This is a genomic window from Peribacillus frigoritolerans, from assembly GCF_004358755.1.
In the GTDB taxonomy this organism is placed as follows: domain Bacteria; phylum Bacillota; class Bacilli; order Bacillales; family Bacillaceae; genus Bacillus_P.
In genome coordinates this window covers 58,371-75,315 of sequence record NZ_SMZY01000005.1, presented here as the reverse complement: position 1 = coordinate 75,315, position 16,945 = coordinate 58,371, and the positions used below count along the sequence as shown (strand labels likewise).

At 41.0% G+C, this 16,945-nt stretch carries 17 protein-coding genes and 1 riboswitch; of the genes, 5 read left to right on the top strand and 12 right to left on the bottom strand.

Annotated features, from left to right (window positions below; translation table 11 throughout):
• Positions 1 to 97: 97 nt before the first annotated feature.
• From E2R53_RS19780 to E2R53_RS19745, 8 genes are all read right to left on the bottom strand, one after another.
• Complete coding sequence (locus E2R53_RS19780; RefSeq protein ID WP_133313458.1) at positions 98 to 1,288, bottom strand: MDR family MFS transporter; 1,191 nt, start codon at positions 1,286 to 1,288, stop codon at positions 98 to 100.
• Between the two features lie 188 nt (positions 1,289 to 1,476).
• On the bottom strand, positions 1,477 to 2,811 hold the full coding sequence (locus tag E2R53_RS19775; RefSeq protein WP_133313457.1) for an ABC transporter permease: 1,335 nt from the start codon (positions 2,809 to 2,811) through the stop codon (positions 1,477 to 1,479).
• Positions 2,801 to 3,499 carry an ABC transporter ATP-binding protein gene (locus E2R53_RS19770; RefSeq protein ID WP_133313456.1) on the bottom strand — a complete coding sequence of 233 codons (699 nt, stop codon included), beginning with the start codon at positions 3,497 to 3,499 and terminating at the stop codon, positions 2,801 to 2,803. The genes E2R53_RS19775 and E2R53_RS19770 overlap by 11 nt, the downstream gene beginning before the upstream one ends.
• 11 nt (positions 3,500 to 3,510) lie before the next feature.
• Positions 3,511 to 4,500: an ABC transporter permease gene (locus E2R53_RS19765; protein WP_133313455.1), complete on the bottom strand. Its 990-nt coding sequence runs from the start codon at positions 4,498 to 4,500 to the stop codon at positions 3,511 to 3,513.
• Positions 4,494 to 5,372 (bottom strand): ATP-binding cassette domain-containing protein, encoded by an 879-nt coding sequence (locus E2R53_RS19760; RefSeq protein ID WP_133313454.1) that lies wholly within the window; start codon positions 5,370 to 5,372, stop codon positions 4,494 to 4,496. The genes E2R53_RS19765 and E2R53_RS19760 overlap by 7 nt, the downstream gene beginning before the upstream one ends.
• Positions 5,365 to 5,754: a GntR family transcriptional regulator gene (locus E2R53_RS19755; RefSeq protein ID WP_133313453.1), complete on the bottom strand. Its 390-nt coding sequence runs from the start codon at positions 5,752 to 5,754 to the stop codon at positions 5,365 to 5,367. Before E2R53_RS19755 ends, E2R53_RS19760 begins: the two co-directional genes overlap by 8 nt.
• 754 nt (positions 5,755 to 6,508) lie before the next feature.
• Positions 6,509 to 6,670, bottom strand: a complete 162-nt coding sequence (locus tag E2R53_RS19750) for a glycogen biosynthesis protein GlgD (protein WP_070876588.1) — start codon at positions 6,668 to 6,670, stop codon at positions 6,509 to 6,511.
• Positions 6,671 to 6,684: 14 nt separating this feature from the next.
• Positions 6,685 to 6,948, bottom strand: a complete 264-nt coding sequence (locus E2R53_RS19745; protein ID WP_133313452.1) for a YtzC family protein — start codon at positions 6,946 to 6,948, stop codon at positions 6,685 to 6,687.
• A 179-nt stretch (positions 6,949 to 7,127) separates the two neighbouring features.
• Between E2R53_RS19745 and E2R53_RS19740 the strand changes: the two genes are divergently transcribed.
• A complete protein-coding gene (locus tag E2R53_RS19740; RefSeq protein ID WP_133313451.1) occupies positions 7,128 to 8,093 on the top strand; it encodes a TIGR01212 family radical SAM protein in 966 nt (321 codons plus the stop codon).
• The gene (locus E2R53_RS19735) at positions 8,090 to 8,668 is read left to right on the top strand and encodes a class I SAM-dependent methyltransferase (RefSeq protein WP_133313450.1); all 579 of its coding nucleotides are present in this window, start codon (positions 8,090 to 8,092) and stop codon (positions 8,666 to 8,668) included. The genes E2R53_RS19740 and E2R53_RS19735 overlap by 4 nt, the downstream gene beginning before the upstream one ends.
• A gap of 35 nt (positions 8,669 to 8,703) precedes the next feature.
• Here the strand turns inward: E2R53_RS19735 and E2R53_RS19730 are convergent, their stop codons facing one another.
• Both E2R53_RS19730 and E2R53_RS19725 read right to left on the bottom strand, forming a co-directional pair.
• Entirely contained in the window at positions 8,704 to 9,750 is a 1,047-nt protein-coding gene (locus tag E2R53_RS19730) for a tetraprenyl-beta-curcumene synthase family protein (protein ID WP_133313569.1), read from the bottom strand.
• Positions 9,751 to 9,802: 52 nt separating this feature from the next.
• Entirely contained in the window at positions 9,803 to 10,591 is a 789-nt protein-coding gene (locus E2R53_RS19725) for an alpha/beta hydrolase (RefSeq protein WP_133313449.1), read from the bottom strand.
• A gap of 93 nt (positions 10,592 to 10,684) precedes the next feature.
• Between E2R53_RS19725 and E2R53_RS19720 the strand changes: the two genes are divergently transcribed.
• The 3 genes from E2R53_RS19720 (at position 10,685) to E2R53_RS19710 (ending at position 13,250) form a co-directional block, all read left to right on the top strand.
• Positions 10,685 to 11,206, top strand: a complete 522-nt coding sequence (locus E2R53_RS19720; RefSeq protein ID WP_133313448.1) for a gamma carbonic anhydrase — start codon at positions 10,685 to 10,687, stop codon at positions 11,204 to 11,206.
• Between the two features lie 288 nt (positions 11,207 to 11,494).
• Positions 11,495 to 12,049 carry a phosphatase PAP2 family protein gene (locus E2R53_RS19715; RefSeq protein WP_133313447.1) on the top strand — a complete coding sequence of 185 codons (555 nt, stop codon included), beginning with the start codon at positions 11,495 to 11,497 and terminating at the stop codon, positions 12,047 to 12,049.
• Between the two features lie 58 nt (positions 12,050 to 12,107).
• Positions 12,108 to 13,250, top strand: coding sequence for a glycosyltransferase family 4 protein (locus tag E2R53_RS19710; RefSeq protein WP_133313446.1), 1,143 nt, complete (start codon positions 12,108 to 12,110; stop codon positions 13,248 to 13,250).
• 27 nt (positions 13,251 to 13,277) lie between these two features.
• On the opposite strand, the gene asnB is transcribed toward E2R53_RS19710, so the two are convergent.
• Positions 13,278 to 15,167, bottom strand: coding sequence for an asparagine synthase (glutamine-hydrolyzing) (gene asnB, locus E2R53_RS19705; protein WP_133313445.1), 1,890 nt, complete (start codon positions 15,165 to 15,167; stop codon positions 13,278 to 13,280).
• A gap of 232 nt (positions 15,168 to 15,399) precedes the next feature.
• Positions 15,400 to 16,602, bottom strand: a complete 1,203-nt coding sequence (gene metK, locus E2R53_RS19700) for a methionine adenosyltransferase (RefSeq protein ID WP_070876597.1) — start codon at positions 16,600 to 16,602, stop codon at positions 15,400 to 15,402.
• Between the two features lie 190 nt (positions 16,603 to 16,792).
• A riboswitch (SAM riboswitch) is annotated at positions 16,793 to 16,926 on the bottom strand.
• Positions 16,927 to 16,945 lie beyond the last annotated feature (19 nt).

The window sequence follows — 16,945 nt, the reverse complement described above, 5'->3', positions numbered from 1 at the left end:
CCCATTAACCCTTTTTTATCATCGTATCACAAAAGATATGAAAACGGTTGCGTTCCTTATATTTAAAAAAGAGAAGCGCCTGTTTGCGCTTCTCTCCTTATGAATTCATTACTGGTTCACTTACAGTCTGTTCTTTCATTTTTTTATCGTAGATTGAGGTTGTGAACATTGCAAGGAAAAGCAAACCTATCAAAACGAGGAAAAGCATGTTCATTCCGTACATATCTACCAGAACCCCGCCGAGGAGAGGACCAATCATCCTTCCGCCTGTCGCTGTACTGTTGACGAATCCCTGATAAAAACCTTCTTTCCCCTTAGGTGCAAGGTCGTTTGCTATCGTTGGGACTGCAGGCCACACAAGCATTTCTCCAACTGTCAAAATAATCATTGCAGCCATAAATCCGCTGAACGCATCTGCAAACGAAACCACTGCAAACGAAACGATAAAAATAACAAATCCTATCATCATCTGTTTTTTAATGGATTCCGCAAAATACTTAACAAAGGTATTCACTAAAGGCTGGGCAAAAACAATTAATGCCCCGTTGATGGTCCATATTAAGCTGTATTGGGTAAGCGGAATGCCAAGCTCCTGAGTATGTGCAGCAATTGTCGATTGCCACTGCACATATGCCACCCAGCAAAGTGCATATCCTGAGCAAAGAATCATAAGGGCAGTAAATTTATCATTTTTTCTCACTTTAGATGACTGCTGCAGGATCGATGTTTGTGCTGCTGGACGTGCAGCTATATTTCGATATCCGAAACATGCAAGCAAGAAAAAAACAGCATACAAGGCTGCATTCGCAATGAAAATATATTGAAAGGAATACCCTGCAATTAATCCTCCAAGTGCTGCTCCGACAGCGACTCCTGCATTTTGAGAGACATAAATGGCATTAAAAGCCTTCCTGCCGCCCTCAGGCCAAACAGTTCCAGCGAGTGCATACATAGAAGGAAACACAATTCCGGATCCAAAACCTGCAAGTGTCAAAAAGACGATATATGATGGCCAGCCATGAAAAAACACCAGACCTAAAATAGCTGCAAACGTAAGGATAATCCCGCTTAAGATTGATCGATACCCTCCAAAACGGTCAAATAAAACACCGCCAATCAGATTTCCCGCCACACTCGCAGCAGAGTTTAACATCAGAACAAATCCGGCAACGGTTAACGATTTGCCAAGATGATCATGAATATAAATCGTATTTAAAGGCCATAGAAACGATGATCCCGTTACATTGATCAGCATGCCAATAATCAGTAGCCATAAAGAACGCGGCATGATAAAACCTCCTTCAAAAAACTCACAAAAAAGCACGAAAGCATCAGTTTGCCTTCGCGTCTTTTTTAATCCATTGAAGATTGTAGTCTTTTTTAGAGAAGAATGCAATAAAGAAATGCTGGATCCGCTGTTCAGTTCAAAGAAGCAGAAAAGGAATAACGGTTCGGGGGCTTACTCCCTGCTTCTCGTTATAGTTCACGTCTCAATGCTGAAAGGACATTAATGTTAGTTGCTTTCACTGCAGGTCTCAAGCCTGAGATAACTGCTACTCCCACGCTGATCGCACTCGCAATCAGGACAAGGCTGAGCGGAATAGAAGAGAAGGTAAAATCTACTCCATCCATACTTCCCTCTGAGACCGATTCTAAGATGAGAGGGATAGCGAAATTAGCAGCCAAACTGATTACGTAAGAAATCGCGACTCCGAGCAATGCGCCAAGGATGCCAATAAATGCACTTTCCAATAAGAATATTCTTCTAATTATACTAGGCTGCGCACCAATTGCTTTCATGATGCCAATTTCCTGTGTTCGTTCTGTCACAGCCATGGTCATCGTATTAAAAATTCCGATTGAGGCGATAAGGACTGCTACCGTTCCAATGAAAATCAGTCCTGCTTTAAATGCATTAAAGAATAAATTCAAATTATCCAGTTCTTCGGTAATTGAATACACGAGATAATCCTTTTCTTTTAATGCTTCAGTGACTCCTTCTACATGATCAATACTTGTTGTATAAACAAGTACATGATCATACTCAGCCATTTCAATTTCTGAAGCTCCATCTGCCGTCTCAGCAAAAGCAGTCATTTCAGGTTTCCATTTTTCACTGATATAGACAGAAGCATCTTCGATGTAATCCCTTGCAGGCTCTTTTGCAATCCCTGTGATTTTAAACTTCCAGCTTTTTTCTGCAGACTTCCCGTCTACTTGCTCGATCATTGAAAATACTATTTCTTTCCCAATCAGTTCCCCGCTGTATCCTTCTGGCGGTGTTAGAGCTGAGTCCGAATTTTGATCGATTTCATTCTGTGTTTTTCTTTCTCCTTCAGTAAGCAGGGCTTTCCCAAAGTGATAGCCCACAATTACTTCATTATCATTTTTTGGAATACTTCCAGTTTCAAGTTCTAAATTCCCTCTGAGCTCCTGTTCCATATTTGTGAGAATGGGGTTCGCAGAATAAGATGTCCTGTCTGAAAGCTTAACGGCTTTTTCAGCAGTTGGAGAAACACCTGATCTTCTCACTACTGCTGCAACATTCTTCATGTTCTCAAGCTCATTTATCTGAGCCGCTCCAGTCTCTTCATATTTGCCGTCTGTTTCTTTTCCGCTGATTTGAATTTCATTCAGTTTTTGTGCACTTAACAGCTCTTCCTGCATACTTTTTTGCATGCCAAATCCAACAGACGCAAGGACAATTAAAAAGGCGCAGCCTATCGTTGTAGCAAGGATGGTCATAAATACCCGCATCCGGTTTTTCTTCATATTGCGTTTCACTAAGCTTAGCTGGTCTTTAAATTTCAACCGGAACAACTCCTTCCTTTAGAACACCATCTTGAAGCTCAAATCTGCGGTCACTGTAGGCAGCTACTTCCTCATCATGCGTGATGATGAAAAAAGTAATACCTTTTTCAGCGTTTAATTTTTTGATCAGCAGAAGAATCTCTTTTTCTGTTTCACTGTCAAGGCTTCCTGTCGGCTCATCAGCCAGGATGATTTCCGGATTAGTAATTAAAGCACGGCCAATTCCAACACGCTGCTGCTGACCTCCGGAAAGTTCATTCGGATAATGGGATGAATGGTTTTCCAGTCCAATGCGATAAAGCATCTCTGTCACGATTGTTTTGCGTTCAGACGAAGGTATGCCCTTTAATGTCAAAGGAAGTTCTATATTTTCAAAAGTCGTCAGGCTGGGTATCAGCTGAAAGCTTTGAAAAATAAACCCGAAAGTGTTTAACCTGAACTCAGCCCATTCCTTCTCATTGAAATCTGTCACAACTGTACCGTCTACCAGGATCTTGCCGGCTGACGGCGGAATAAAACCGGATACAAGATTCAGCAAAGTCGATTTTCCGGAACCGCTTCTGCCGACTATCGATGCAATTTCCCCTTTTTTCACTTCAAGTGTTACATCTTTTAAGACCGGAATTTCTTTTTCACTGCCTTTTTTCCCAACCTTAAAGGAGTGACTTAAATGTTCAACTTTTATCATGTTTCCCTCTCCTATGACTGCTTTGTTTTTTTATAAATCAAGTAATAGCCAAGTATGATACTGACTGCTGCACCAATAATGGCACCTAAGATATAGCCTGTAAAACTTTCATTAGAGATACCGTATCCCATTGAACTGAAACCAAGCACACCGAGCAGAATAACTATTATTTGAACTGGTAAATTCAGCTGTTTCCACAAAAAGAAATTGCCGTTTCGCTCATTTGGATGCTTAATGAACGAAATATAACCAATAAGATAGAAAATGATCGCCATACTGCCTGGAATGGCGAAATAGTACCTGTAAGCGGATGCGGTCTCCCGAAAGAACGTCCCCCCGAAAAATTGAAGAGCCGGAGTAAGTAATAACCCTGCTTCATACAACATTTCCATTTCTGGATAGGAAACAATCCTGAATGCCTCGACATTCATCCCAATAACAAACGTAAACAGCAGCGGCAGAACAGAAGCACTGATTGCTGTCAGCCCCTGCGCAAATGGTGTTCCGGTAAGTGCTCCTGCTGACAAGGTCAAAGTATAAAACATAGTAAGGGAAGAAAAGTAGATAAAATAATAATTAAGCAGAGGCTCTGAAACAGCGATATCGTGCCATTCGATATAGCTGCCTGATAAAATCAGCGAAATGAGTGTAGAAAATACGATTATTCCAATAGCTAAAATCCATTTCACAAAGAATATTTTCGACCTCTTATACGGCAGTGCTAAAGTAAAATCCATTATTCCCTTAGCCCGTTCTGTTCCCATTTGATTAATAGCAATAAAAAAGAGAAATAAGGTGCTGATGAAAAGAATCGGATCTTCCCCAAATCGAATGACAAAAGGTTCCAGAGTATAGGTTGGATGCTTTTTCAAAAATTCCATATAACTTGAATACTGTGACCAAATGGCAAATGGCAATGCGAACGAATTAAATATAAACAAGAAGAGAAAAAGTGTTCTTACTTGCTTAAATTCTTTTTCAAAAAGACCTCCTCCTACCATCTCCGCTTCCCTCCAAACTTAGCGATAAATACTTCTTCTAAATTGACCGGAAGCTGATTCCACACTTTAGGATTCAGTGCTCTCAGCCAATTCTGACTCTCTTCGTCATCTCTTTTTAGAAGAAGGGTATAAAAGACACCCGTATAATCTAGAATTGAGATGTTCCGTTTTCTGATTTTCAGATGAACATCCTCTTCAAATACAGCCTGAATTTTCATGTAATCTTCTTTAACTGCGTCCATTTCCATCACATTTGTAAGAGATTTCCCTTCCAAAAAACCAATGCGGCTGCTAATTCGTTCAATATCTTCTAACCGATGGGATGTTATGAGAATAGCCGTTTCCCTTTCTGCAACTTCATCTATCATCAGCTGCAGGAGATCATGACGTGTTACAGCGTCGATGCCGTCTGTCGGTTCATCAAGGAGAATCACTGCAGGCCGGGTCGCAAATGCAAGAATCAGGGCGAGCTGTTTTTTCAAACCTGTTGAAAGCTCACGGTATTTTTTCGTTTCAGGAATAGCGTATCTGTTGATCAGTTCATTTGAGTAGGTCACATCAAAATCAGGATAAAGCGGCTTTAGAATACGCACTAGTTCCCTGTATGTGTATCTGTCATAGAAAGGATTCTGAACAGACACGAAAATGACTTTTCGTTTGATAAGAGGATTTTCTTTAATAGAGACACCCTCAAACAAAATCTCACCTTCATCCGGGAGAATAATTTGCTGAATCAACCGTAAAATCGTTGTTTTCCCTGAACCATTCCGGCCAAGTAATCCAAATATTTCTCCCTTGCCAAGCTTCAGTGAGATGGAATCAAGAACTTTTTCTCCATCAAGCGTTTTCGAAAGATTCTTCAGCTCAATCATCTTTTCCACCTCTCATTTCCCTGCTGATTTCCTCAATCCATCTATGGAGGATTTCAATGTCCACACCTGCATATACCGCATCTACAATAAGCGGTTTTAACTGTTCTTTAATCATCTCCATCTTCCCCTGATCCAATGTTATTTGGGCATTCTCGGATACAAAGGTTCCTCTGCCCCTTAATGTTTCAATCATGCCTTCCCGTTCTAATTCTTTATAAGCTTTGCTCACTGTATTTGGATTGGCAATAATCATTGTTGAGAGCTCCCTTACAGACGGCAGTTTTTCACCTGGCTTTAAAACTCCCTTTAAACAAAGTTCTTTCATCTGCTGTATGATTTGCTCATAGATTGCTGTTGAACTGCGCGGATCAATGTGAATCATCGGTCTCCCTTCTTTCTTTAACCGGGATATATATAGTTTCTAATGTACTAGGTGTATTATGTTATATAGTACACTTAGTACATTATATTTTTTTACATACATTGTCAATTGCTTTTTTAAAAAAAAGGCTGTTTTCGCATAGATTGTTGTTTTTGATTCCCTCTATAAATTTGGTTATTGTGCAGAAAAGTAGAATCAACCGCATGTCATGTTTCCACTCTTTTGGTTTTTGCACTTTAAGGTGGAATCAACCACATGCTTTGTTTCCACCCTTTTGGTTTTTGCACGGAAACGTGGAATCAATCGCTTGCTTTGTTTCCACCCTTTTGGTTTTTGCACTTTAAGGTGGAATCAACCACATGCTTTGTTTCCACCCTTTTGGTTTTTGCACTTTAAGGTGGAATCAACCACATGCTTTGTTTCCACCCTTTTGGTTTTTGCACGGAAACGTGGAATCAATCGCTTGCTTTGTTTCCACCCTTTTGGTTTTTGCACGGAAACGTGGAATCAATCGCTTGCTTTGTTTCCACCCTTTTGGTTTTTGCACTTTAAGGTGGAATCAACCGCATGCTATGATTCCACAATTTTGGTTTTTGCACTGAAACGTGGAATCAGCCGCATGTTATGATTCCACAATTTTGGTTTTTGCATTAAAAAGTGGTTTCAACCGCATGTTCTAGCCTAAAACAACAAGCCTTAAGAAAAGAGCCTAAAAAAATGAAAACTGCCTCCATAATGGAAGCAGTTTTCATTCTTATTCTGAACGCTGTTTTGATTTTACAGGCTGTCCCTGCTGCTCGTACTTTTTCTTGGATTGCTTAACAGGATCGAAATCTTTTCCAAATTCAACATCCTGATTATTTGCGCCGTTTCTTGTCTTTTGTTCAGGATTATTCTGTTTTGAACGTTTTTTCATCTGACACAGTCCTCCTAATGATCCAGTAAAATCATTTCATTTTGAAGCTGCTGAAGCTGAAGGCGCATTCTGTAAAGCTGCTCTTTTTGCTGATCGTCGGCGCTTAATGTTAAAGAATTGCACTCATTTACCGCATCCTCAAGCATTTGCTGAGCTTGTGAATACTCTGTGTCATTGTAATGCTCCTGCTTAGATCCTTCAGCATATTGATTTCTGGCATAGTCATACGTATTTGTGCATCGGTCGAGACATTCAGTTACAGATTGTCTTGTTGCCATTTTGCAAACCCCCTATAAGTAAATGAAGCATTTCACTTCATTACGGATAGTTTGCTCAATTTCAGCATTCAAATTACGGAAAAACAATTGGAAATGACGGCACATGTGTTTGTCAGGGAGACAAACACCATGATAAAATGCTCTGATGGCTATTTACGATTTAAGGAGGTTTTTCTAGTTTGAAGCAGATAAACCCTTTTCCATTTGCAGCAGATGAAAAACGGTATCATACATGGAATTATCATTTAAGAAATCACTTTGGACATAAAGTTTTTAAAGTAGCATTAGACGGAGGGTTTGACTGCCCCAATCGCGACGGTACAGCAGCATACGGCGGCTGCACATTTTGCAGTGCAGCCGGTTCAGGCGATTTTGCAGGAAACCGGGCAGAGGATCTTGTTACTCAATTCAATCAAATAAAAGATAAAATGCACGAAAAATGGAAGAACGGCAAATATATGGCTTATTTTCAAGCATATACAAATACTCATGCACCAGTTGAGGTCCTGCGTGAGAAATTTGAATCTGTTCTTAAATTGGATGGCGTTGTCGGATTATCTATTGCAACACGGCCTGACTGCCTTCCCGATGATGTTGTTCAGTATCTTGCCGAATTAAACAAAAGAACATACCTTTGGGTCGAACTCGGGCTGCAGACTGTTCATGAGCGGACAGCACTGCTTATAAACCGTGCTCACGATTATGAATGCTATAAAGAAGGCGTAGAAAAGCTCCGCAAACATAACATTCGGGTTTGTTCCCATATTATTAACGGTCTTCCGCTTGAATCAAATGAAATGATGATGGAAACAGCCCGTGCCGTTTCAAAACTGGATGTCCAGGGGATTAAAATCCATCTTCTTCACTTATTAAAAGGGACGCCAATGGTAAAGCAGTTTGAAAAGGGAAAAGTGGAATTTTTAACAAAAGAAGACTATGTTAGCCTGGTATGCGACCAGCTTGAAATTCTGCCTCCGGAAATGATTGTTCACCGGATTACAGGGGATGGACCAATTGATTTAATGATTGGGCCAATGTGGAGTGTGAATAAGTGGGATGTTCTGAACTCCATTGATGCAGAACTTAAAGCACGGGGCAGTTATCAGGGAAAATATTTTCAGAAAGAACAGGTAATCGCAGAATGAAATTAGAACGGGTGCTTCCTTTTGCAAAATCCATCTTATCCAAGGCAGTGACTGAAGGTGACATTGCAATAGATGCGACAATCGGAAACGGGCATGATACGGTTTTTCTCGCAGATCTTGTCGGTGCAACCGGGCATGTTTATGGGTTTGATATTCAGGATGATGCCATTTTGGCTACATCAGCAAAACTGTCAGAACACTCATTATCAGACCGCGTGACACTATTCAAAGAAAGTCATGAAAAGGCAGCTGCCTGCTTGCCGGCGTTTGTCTCAGGAAATATAGCTTCTGCAATCTTCAACTTAGGCTATTTGCCTGGCGGCGACAAAGAAATCGTCACGAAGCCAGAGTCAACGATTGGAGCAATTGAACAGCTCTTTTCCATGATGAAGCAGGGCGGAGTCATCATTCTTGTCATATATCACGGTCACCCTGGCGGGAAAATGGAACGTGATGCTCTATTAGAATATGCAGGACAGCTCGATCAAAAAAAGGCGCACGTTCTGCAATATCAATTTCTTAATCAAAAGAACAGTGCTCCATTTGTAATAGCAATTGAAAAAATGCAGGCATAGCAAGAGACCGGGAAAAAAATCCCGGTCTCTTTTCCTTAAGAGCTTCTGGCAGCCATTTTCTGAATAGCCCGGTAGGCCCGTCCATTCCAATAAAAGAACGAAGACGTTTTTCCGCCAAGTTTAATTAACTGTCTGGCAAGCTTCCCGAGGTCTTTTCTTGACGTTACTTTCTCGTCGGATAAATAAACACCAAGCAGTCCTCTGTGAATAAGTTTATGAAAGTTTTCATGAGGAATTCCGCTGAGGTTTGATTCAGCCTGAAGGATGAAATGCTCAAGCCTCATCATCATTTCCTTCTCGGTCTCATAGTAATTGCAGAAATTCAAATCTCCGCCGATCCGGTCTTCTTCCTGATCAATTAGATAGTCGAGCAGAATGTGCAGGCCTTGAACGTACGGAAAATAGCTTTCACGGATGCGGAATGCTTCTTTTTCGCTGAAATCATCCCGGAATGCGTAAGAGACCAGACAAAAAATGCCTAAAGTTGATCCTGCGCATGCAGAAAATTCATACCACTTCATGTCCGGCAATCCCTGTTTGTTTTTTTCAAACCATGTTTCAAGCCTTGGAATGCGCTCATCCATAGTTACATGCTTATGTACTTGCAAATCACAGTAATAACAGGACAATTCGAGCAGATGCTCAGAAATAAGAGAGTAGTTACCGAGTCTGCTTAATATATTCTGGCAAGTGGATACGAGTGCGTGCAAATATCCGCCGTCATTTTGATCGGTGCGGTAAGAATAGTAATTCTTCAGGGGTGCTCCTACAGTCAGTGCATCATTCATTGATTGATGAAGCATGGCAAAATCCAATGGATCAAGCGATGTACTTCGGTCGCATAAATTATCAAGATAATCACTTATGGTCTGATAAGCTACAATAAATTCAATGCATTCATGCTTGTTTGTCTCTGATAAAAGGCCAAAAATCCCTCCGCCCTCACAGTGGAAGGATTTATCATTTATACTTGCCAGCGCCTGGTTTCTTAGTTCCGCATTTTGAATCTGATTTGCTTTTTCTCTCCATCCATTTAGATGGGTATGCACAATCGGAAAAATATCTTTATAAATTTTCGCCATTAGTCGCAGCGGGTGCTGCGGTATTGCCGTCAATAAGATCACCTCTTTATTCTCACCTCTCTAAATGTGCATCCACAAATGATTGAGCATACTTAAATACTTGATCCCGCTCAGGCTCATTAAAAATTTCATGATAAAAGCCTTTCCATTCTTTAAAAGCTTTTTCTGACAAAGCAGCACGGTTGAACCATGTCTTAACAGCCGAGCTGTCAACCACTTTATCGTCCCCGCCCTGCATAACAAGAAGGGGTAAATCAGGAAACTTCTTCACGTTAATATGCGCCTGCTCAATTGCCTTAATTAATTCACGATACCATCTTATGGACACCTTTGTCACATAAAGTGTATCATTCTCATCGGCGTCTCTCACTTCTTTATTTCTTGTAGCTATACTTACAGATAAGCCGGAATCAACTCTCAATGCCGGAGCAATAATGTTTAATGGTTTAGAAATCAGCTCCATCGCTTTACTTGGCTTATATACGAGGCCCAGGCATGGTGAAGATAAAATAACACCGTTTATATGCTGGTGTTTTTCCTGCATAGCCCGTATGACGATCAGCCCGCCCATGCTGTGACCCAGTAAAAAAAGAGGCAATCCAAGCTTACGTGCTTCATCCACCCATACATTAAATTCCGTGATATACTCGTCAAATGACAGAATATGACCCCGTCTTCTCGTCGATGTCCCTTGACCTGGGAGATCTCCCATAATGACATGATATCCGGAGCACTTCCACATTTCAACGAGCCAGCGGTAACGTCCGTGATGTTCTGCTGCACCGTGCACAATTACGATAACACCCTTAGGATTCGGGTCTTCACATTCCCATTTCCACACGATCTTGTTCACACCTTTCTTTTCAGAAAATAAGTTTTAGTTTGCTATAATAACGATGTGTACATTTTACATATATAAAGGAGATTTTAATTTATGATATACCCTTATAAAGAAAGCTTTCCGCAAATTTCAAAATCGGCATTTATCGCAGATTCCGCTGTAATTACCGGTGACGTCATAGTTGGTGATGAATCAAGCATCTGGTTTCATACGGTGATAAGAGGCGATGTTTCACCTACAGTTATTGGAAGCAGGGTTAACATACAAGATCAGTGCTGTCTTCATCAAAGCCCGGATGCTCCTCTTATCATTGAAGATGAGGTAACTGTGGGCCATCAAGTCATTTTACATAGCTCGATTATTAGAAAGCAATCATTAATCGGGATGGGTTCCATTATACTCGATGGTGCAGAAATAGGCGAAGGTGCTTTCATTGGTGCTGGCAGCTTAGTCCCCCAAGGTAAGAAGATTCCGCCAAACACACTTGCGTTCGGAAGACCTGCCAAAGCAGTCCGCGAATTAAATGAGGAAGATCGAAAAGACATGGAGCGCATTCGCCGCGAGTATGCTGAAAAAGGTCAATATTACAAGAAGATTCAGGAGAACCAAGAATAAATGATCCTCTCTCTTCATATAAGTTAACACCGAGTAAAGGGTGTTTTCATCTGCGTATTTCCGTGAAATTGCCCTTGTCTGCGATTTCACGGTTTTTTTATTAGCTGAAATTTATCAGCTCCTTAAATCTTTTCGTGAAAATAGCTTTAGTATGGTTAAGGCTGTTCTAAACTATCCTGGTGTTATTTTGTAAATAATTTACTTGTGAATTTTACATTTCCTTATTATTTGCTAAATATTTGTGTTTTACAATGTGGTTAAACAGTGTTGAAAAGGAGCATCCGATTGATGACCAAACTAATGGAAAACATGTACGATTTCGAATGCAGATTGTTCCGCAGTGTTAACCGGCATTTTGACCGGAAATTTATGAATTGCTTTTTCCGCAATATTACACATATTGGCGGAGCTACCTTCACGATTTCCATTTGTCTGCTGCTTATATTTATGACGGGCGGCGAAACACGCATCGCGGCCATCGCAAGTGCAGCAGCACTGCTCATTAGTCATCTGCCTGTAGCATTTGTCAAAAAACGCTATCCGCGGAAACGTCCCTATCTTGCTTTATTAGAAATAAAAGTAACGGCAAACCCGTTAGAAGATCATTCTTTTCCATCAGGACATACAACAGCAATATTTTCAGTTATTATTCCTTTTATTTTCATCCTCCCTCAGTCAGCCATCCTGCTTCTGCCGCTTGGAATCATCATCGGTGTCTCAAGAATGTATCTGGGCTTGCACTACCCTTCTGATGTCCTGGCAGGTTGTTTACTCGGCACTACAGCAGGCATTACTTGTTTTCTTCTTATTAATAAATATTTCGGGGCTTCTCTGATTCTCTAAGTTCCAGCTGAATTTGAAATAAACTCAGGCTACTGTAACTGATTTATGGAGGGATAAGATGAAAATTGCGATATTCACAGACACGTTTGCACCGGATGTAAATGGTGTTGCGAGAACGTTAAAACGTCTTACCGATTATTTAGAAAGCAAAGGGCATGAATACAAAGTTTTTGCTCCCGAAAGCACAAAGGAATCTCTTTTTTCAAGCCATATCCACAGGTTTGCGAGTTCTTCCTTTTTTTTATACCCGGAATGCAGGCTTGCCTGGCCGAACATGCTGCAAGTAAAGTCTGAGCTCACCAGGTTTAAGCCTGACATTATTCATGTAGCCACTCCTTTTAACATTGGTTTATGCGGACTGCATTATGCCAAGAAATTAAATATCCCCATTGTCGGTTCATATCATACGGACTTTGATCAATATCTGGAGTTTTATGATCTTCAGATATTCTCAAAGATTTTATGGAAATATATGCATTGGTTCCACAGGCCTTTGGAGAAAATCTTTGTGCCTTCTGAAGAAACAAAGCAGCAAGTGCTTCATCAGGGATTTGAAAATGTCCATATATGGTCCAGGGGTGTAGACTGCGAATTATTTCATCCTAACTATCTGCGGAAAGAAGTCACGCTGGAATATCAAATAAGAGAAAAATTCATCTTAACTTATGTTGGACGGCTTGCTCCCGAAAAAGATGTTCAGACATTAATGAAGATCTCTCACCAGCTTCCTCTGCACATAAAAAGCAAAGTCCACTTTTTAATTGTCGGGGATGGACCGTCCAAAGAAGAAATGATGAAAGATGCACCGGACAATATGACATTTGCCGGTTACGAAAGCGGCGAAAAGCTTGCAAAGATCTATTCTAGCTCTGATCTATTTGTCTTTCCCTCACCTACCGAAACTTTTGGAAACGTTGTTCTTGAATCATTCGCTGCAGGGACTCCTGTTATCGGGGCAGACTCAGGCGGAGTAAAAAACATTATCCAGCAGGGAAAAACAGGGTATTTATGCAGCTCAGGATCTGCCTCAGAGTTCATCAGCGCCATTGAAACTCTTTTGCAAAATGATGCTTTGAGGTATCAGATGGGAATGAGTGCTCGTGCTTATGCCCTTAGTCAAACATGGGACAGCATATTTGAAGGACTCCTTAATGAGTACAGTGAAGTCCTTCATCAGCATGAGTTTATCCGTTATGCTTAAAAGCCTCTTCATATGAAGAGGCTTTTCTTATATTGCAGCAGCATGCTCGTCTCGGTTAAAGCTGTATACATTTTCTATAAAAACCTGATGCCAGAGAATAAATGTTAAAATCGTCCATATCCTTCTGCTGTAATCCGCTTCCCCTTTTCTATGCTTCTCAAGAAGTTCATGTGCAAATCCCTTATTGATCAGACCATCCAATTCACTTTCTGAAATGAGGGCACTCGCCCACTCATACATCTCATGTTTCAGCCAATTTCGGATTGGTACTGGGAACCCAAGCTTTCTTCTGTTAAGAACGTGTGGTGGAACTAGATCACGGACAGCCTGGCGAAGCAGATATTTGGTCTCGCCATTTTTCACTTTCCATTCATAGGGAATAGCAGCTGCTGCTTGAAATACCTCTTTATCCAGAAAGGGAACTCTTAATTCAAGAGAATGAGCCATTGTCATTTTATCCGCTTTAACTAGAATGTCTCCTTTCAGCCACGTCATGAGGTCGATATACTGCATTTTTGAAACACTGTCAAGATGACGGACATTTTCAAAAAGATCTCCTGTGATTTCTGTTGGATTGACATACTGATCTCTTCCTGTAAGCAGCTGTTTTTTCTCATCTGCAGAGAAAATGTTGGCATTTCCTATATAGCGTTCCTCCAGAAGGGTTGTTCCCCTTTCAATAAAGCTTTTGCCTTTCATTCCCTCAGGAAAGATGGATGCAAGCTGTTTTAATGCCTGCCTGATGCTTGCTGGAAGATGCCCAAAGACAGACAGATCATAAGGCTCTTTATAAATGTTATAGCCTGCAAACAACTCGTCTGCCCCTTCACCTGATAAAACAACCTTTACATGCTTGCGCGCTTCCCGGGCAAGAAAATACAGCGGTATAGAAGCAGGATCTGCTACTGTATCATCCATATGCCAGATTATCCTGGGAAGCTCTTTCATAAACTCCGTATGATCTACATAATACGAGAAGTTTTCTACTCCAATGGCAGCTGCGGTTTCTTTTGCAACATCGATTTCACTGTAGCCCTCCTGCTTAAATCCTACAGAAAATGTTTTCAGGCTTGGATGGAACTGACTTGCAATGGAAGCAATGATACTCGAATCAACACCGCCTGACAGAAAAGAGCCAACCGGAACATCGCTTCGCATATGCATTTTCACAGAATCGACTAACACAGTTTGAATGGCATCAATCATTCTGCTCCCATCACTGGCAGGGACCGGATTCATCTTTGGTTCCCAATACTTCTCCAAAACCATTCGATCGCCAGCCTCTTTTGTCACACAATATCCTGGCGGTACTTTGTGAACCTCTTTCTGGATGGTATCAGGATCAGGGACATATTGAAAAGAAAGATAATGCTGTAAAGATACATCATTAACATGAGAGGTTCTTATGTATTCCTTCAAGCATTTCATTTCAGAAGCAAAAAGCACAGTGGATCCATCTTCTATGTAGTATAGAGGCTTTATCCCAAAATGATCTCTTGCAGCAAAAAGGTGCTGCTCCTGCGCATCCCAGATCAGAAAGGAAAACATCCCCCTCAAATAGCGAAGAACATCCTTGCCAAATAGATGATACAGGGCAACGATCACTTCTGTATCTGTTTCTGTTTTTAACCTTTCTCCTTTTCGGAATAGGAGTTCTCTAAGCTCCACATAATTATAAATTTCGCCGTTAAAAACAATCTGATAGCGGTCATCGTCTCCATATGGCATAGGCTGATGCCCGCCATCTACATCAATAATGCTAAGCCGCCTAAAAGCAAGGATGGCATGCTCATCCTCAAACATTCCGCTGTCGTCAGGTCCTCTATGCACAATTTGCCTGCTTGCTGCCTCTATATACTCCCGGTACCTTTTTGTTTGTACTTTTTCAAAATCAATAACTCCTGCAAAACCGCACATGTTTTTTCCCTCCATAAATACTGATTGTTTATTAAACGACAGTTATTGGGATAATGTTGCAGGTTTTTACAAAATAATACAAAATAAAGTCTAAGGATGAGATTATGTATTTGAATAGCAATGGTACAATTACTTCAATTACCTCAGTCAATCTCCCGCTGATCAGAACCAGCTATTACGCATAAAAAAAAGGATGAAACCCGCCGCAAAGCAGGGTTCATCCTTCATTTAATTAGCGGTTTAACGCTTGCTCTTTAAGAGCTTCTGCTTTATCCGTTCTTTCCCATGGAAGGTCAAGATCGTTACGGCCGAAGTGTCCGTAAGCAGCTGTTTGTTTGTAAATTGGGCGGCGAAGATTCAGCATATTGATGATTCCTGCCGGACGAAGGTCAAAGTTAGCACGAACAACGTCAACTAACACATCTTCTTTCACTTTGCCTGTTTCGAATGTATCGATTGCGATTGATACTGGCTGTGCCACACCAATTGCGTAAGCAAGCTGAACTTCACATTTATCAGCAAGGCCTGCTGCTACAATGTTCTTAGCTACATAGCGTGCTGCATAAGCTGCAGAGCGGTCAACTTTTGTCGGATCTTTACCGGAGAATGCGCCGCCGCCGTGACGGGCATAGCCTCCGTAAGTATCAACGATGATTTTACGGCCTGTTAAGCCTGCATCGCCCTGTGGTCCGCCGATAACGAAACGGCCCGTCGGGTTGATGAAGTATTTAGTATCTTCATCAATTAATTCTTTTGGTACAACAGGGTTAATAACATGCTCTTTTACGTTGCGCTGAATTTGCTCCAATGAAATTTCAGGGTGGTGCTGAGTTGAAATAACAATTGTATCAATGCGAACTGGCTTGTCATTTTCATCGTACTCAACTGTTACTTGAGTTTTACCATCCGGACGAAGGTACGGAAGAATTTCTTCTTTGCGTACTTCCGTTAAACGGCGTGAAAGTTTGTGAGCAAGCGAGATCGGAAGCGGCATTAATTCTTTCGTTTCGTTATTGGCAAAACCGAACATTAATCCTTGGTCACCTGCACCAATTGCCTCAATTTGCTCATCTGTCATTTTTCCTTCACGTGCTTCAAGCGCCTGGTCAACACCCATCGCGATGTCTGCTGACTGCTCATCAATTGAAGTAAGTACTGCACATGTTTCTGCATCAAAACCATATTTTGCACGAGTGTAGCCAATTTCTTTAACCGTTTCGCGAACGATTTTTGGAATGTCCACATAAGTAGAAGTTGTAATTTCACCAGCAACCAGAACAAGACCTGTTGTAACAGATGTTTCACAAGCTACACGGGCATTTGCATCTTTTTCTAAGATTGCATCTAAAATCGAGTCAGAAATCTGGTCACAAATTTTATCAGGATGACCTTCAGTTACAGACTCTGAAGTAAACAGACGACGTTGTTTAGTCATTAAAGTTTTCCTCCTCAAAAGGTTAGATGATACGGAACTCATTCCCTTTCATATTTTGACCATTCGGCAAAATATTTCAGTTGGCATGTTTTAGGAGAATCCACGAGTACTTTCAGGCAAAATATATTTATTCGAAATAAAAAATCCTTTCCCGCGAGGAAAGGTTATTTACTAAAATCGTAGCCTTTCGCTCTTATCGATCAAGGGCTTTCGCCTTGCATCAGGTTAGCACCTTTGCTCGCAAAAATTCATGAATGAATTTTAAGAATAAAGCAGGTTGCTGGGTTTCATTGGGCCTGTCCCTCCACCAGCTCGGGATAAGAGAATCCGTTCAAGGACATAT

Coding starts and splice junctions, on each gene's coding strand:
- E2R53_RS19760 (WP_133313454.1), bottom strand. CDS start 5,372: ATGATTGAGCTGAAGAATCTTTCGAAAACGCTTGATGGAGAAAAAGTT.
- E2R53_RS19720 (WP_133313448.1), top strand. CDS start 10,685: ATGATATACCCTTATAAAGAAAGCTTTCCGCAAATTTCAAAATCGGCA.
- E2R53_RS19750 (WP_070876588.1), bottom strand. CDS start 6,670: ATGAAAAAACGTTCAAAACAGAATAATCCTGAACAAAAGACAAGAAAC.
- E2R53_RS19710 (WP_133313446.1), top strand. CDS start 12,108: ATGAAAATTGCGATATTCACAGACACGTTTGCACCGGATGTAAATGGT.
- metK (WP_070876597.1), bottom strand. CDS start 16,602: ATGACTAAACAACGTCGTCTGTTTACTTCAGAGTCTGTAACTGAAGGT.
- E2R53_RS19765 (WP_133313455.1), bottom strand. CDS start 4,500: ATGGTAGGAGGAGGTCTTTTTGAAAAAGAATTTAAGCAAGTAAGAACA.
- E2R53_RS19745 (WP_133313452.1), bottom strand. CDS start 6,948: ATGGCAACAAGACAATCTGTAACTGAATGTCTCGACCGATGCACAAAT.
- E2R53_RS19770 (WP_133313456.1), bottom strand. CDS start 3,499: ATGATAAAAGTTGAACATTTAAGTCACTCCTTTAAGGTTGGGAAAAAA.
- asnB (WP_133313445.1), bottom strand. CDS start 15,167: ATGTGCGGTTTTGCAGGAGTTATTGATTTTGAAAAAGTACAAACAAAA.
- E2R53_RS19735 (WP_133313450.1), top strand. CDS start 8,090: ATGAAATTAGAACGGGTGCTTCCTTTTGCAAAATCCATCTTATCCAAG.
- E2R53_RS19715 (WP_133313447.1), top strand. CDS start 11,495: ATGACCAAACTAATGGAAAACATGTACGATTTCGAATGCAGATTGTTC.
- E2R53_RS19730 (WP_133313569.1), bottom strand. CDS start 9,750: ATGGCGAAAATTTATAAAGATATTTTTCCGATTGTGCATACCCATCTA.
- E2R53_RS19755 (WP_133313453.1), bottom strand. CDS start 5,754: ATGATTCACATTGATCCGCGCAGTTCAACAGCAATCTATGAGCAAATC.
- E2R53_RS19780 (WP_133313458.1), bottom strand. CDS start 1,288: ATGCCGCGTTCTTTATGGCTACTGATTATTGGCATGCTGATCAATGTA.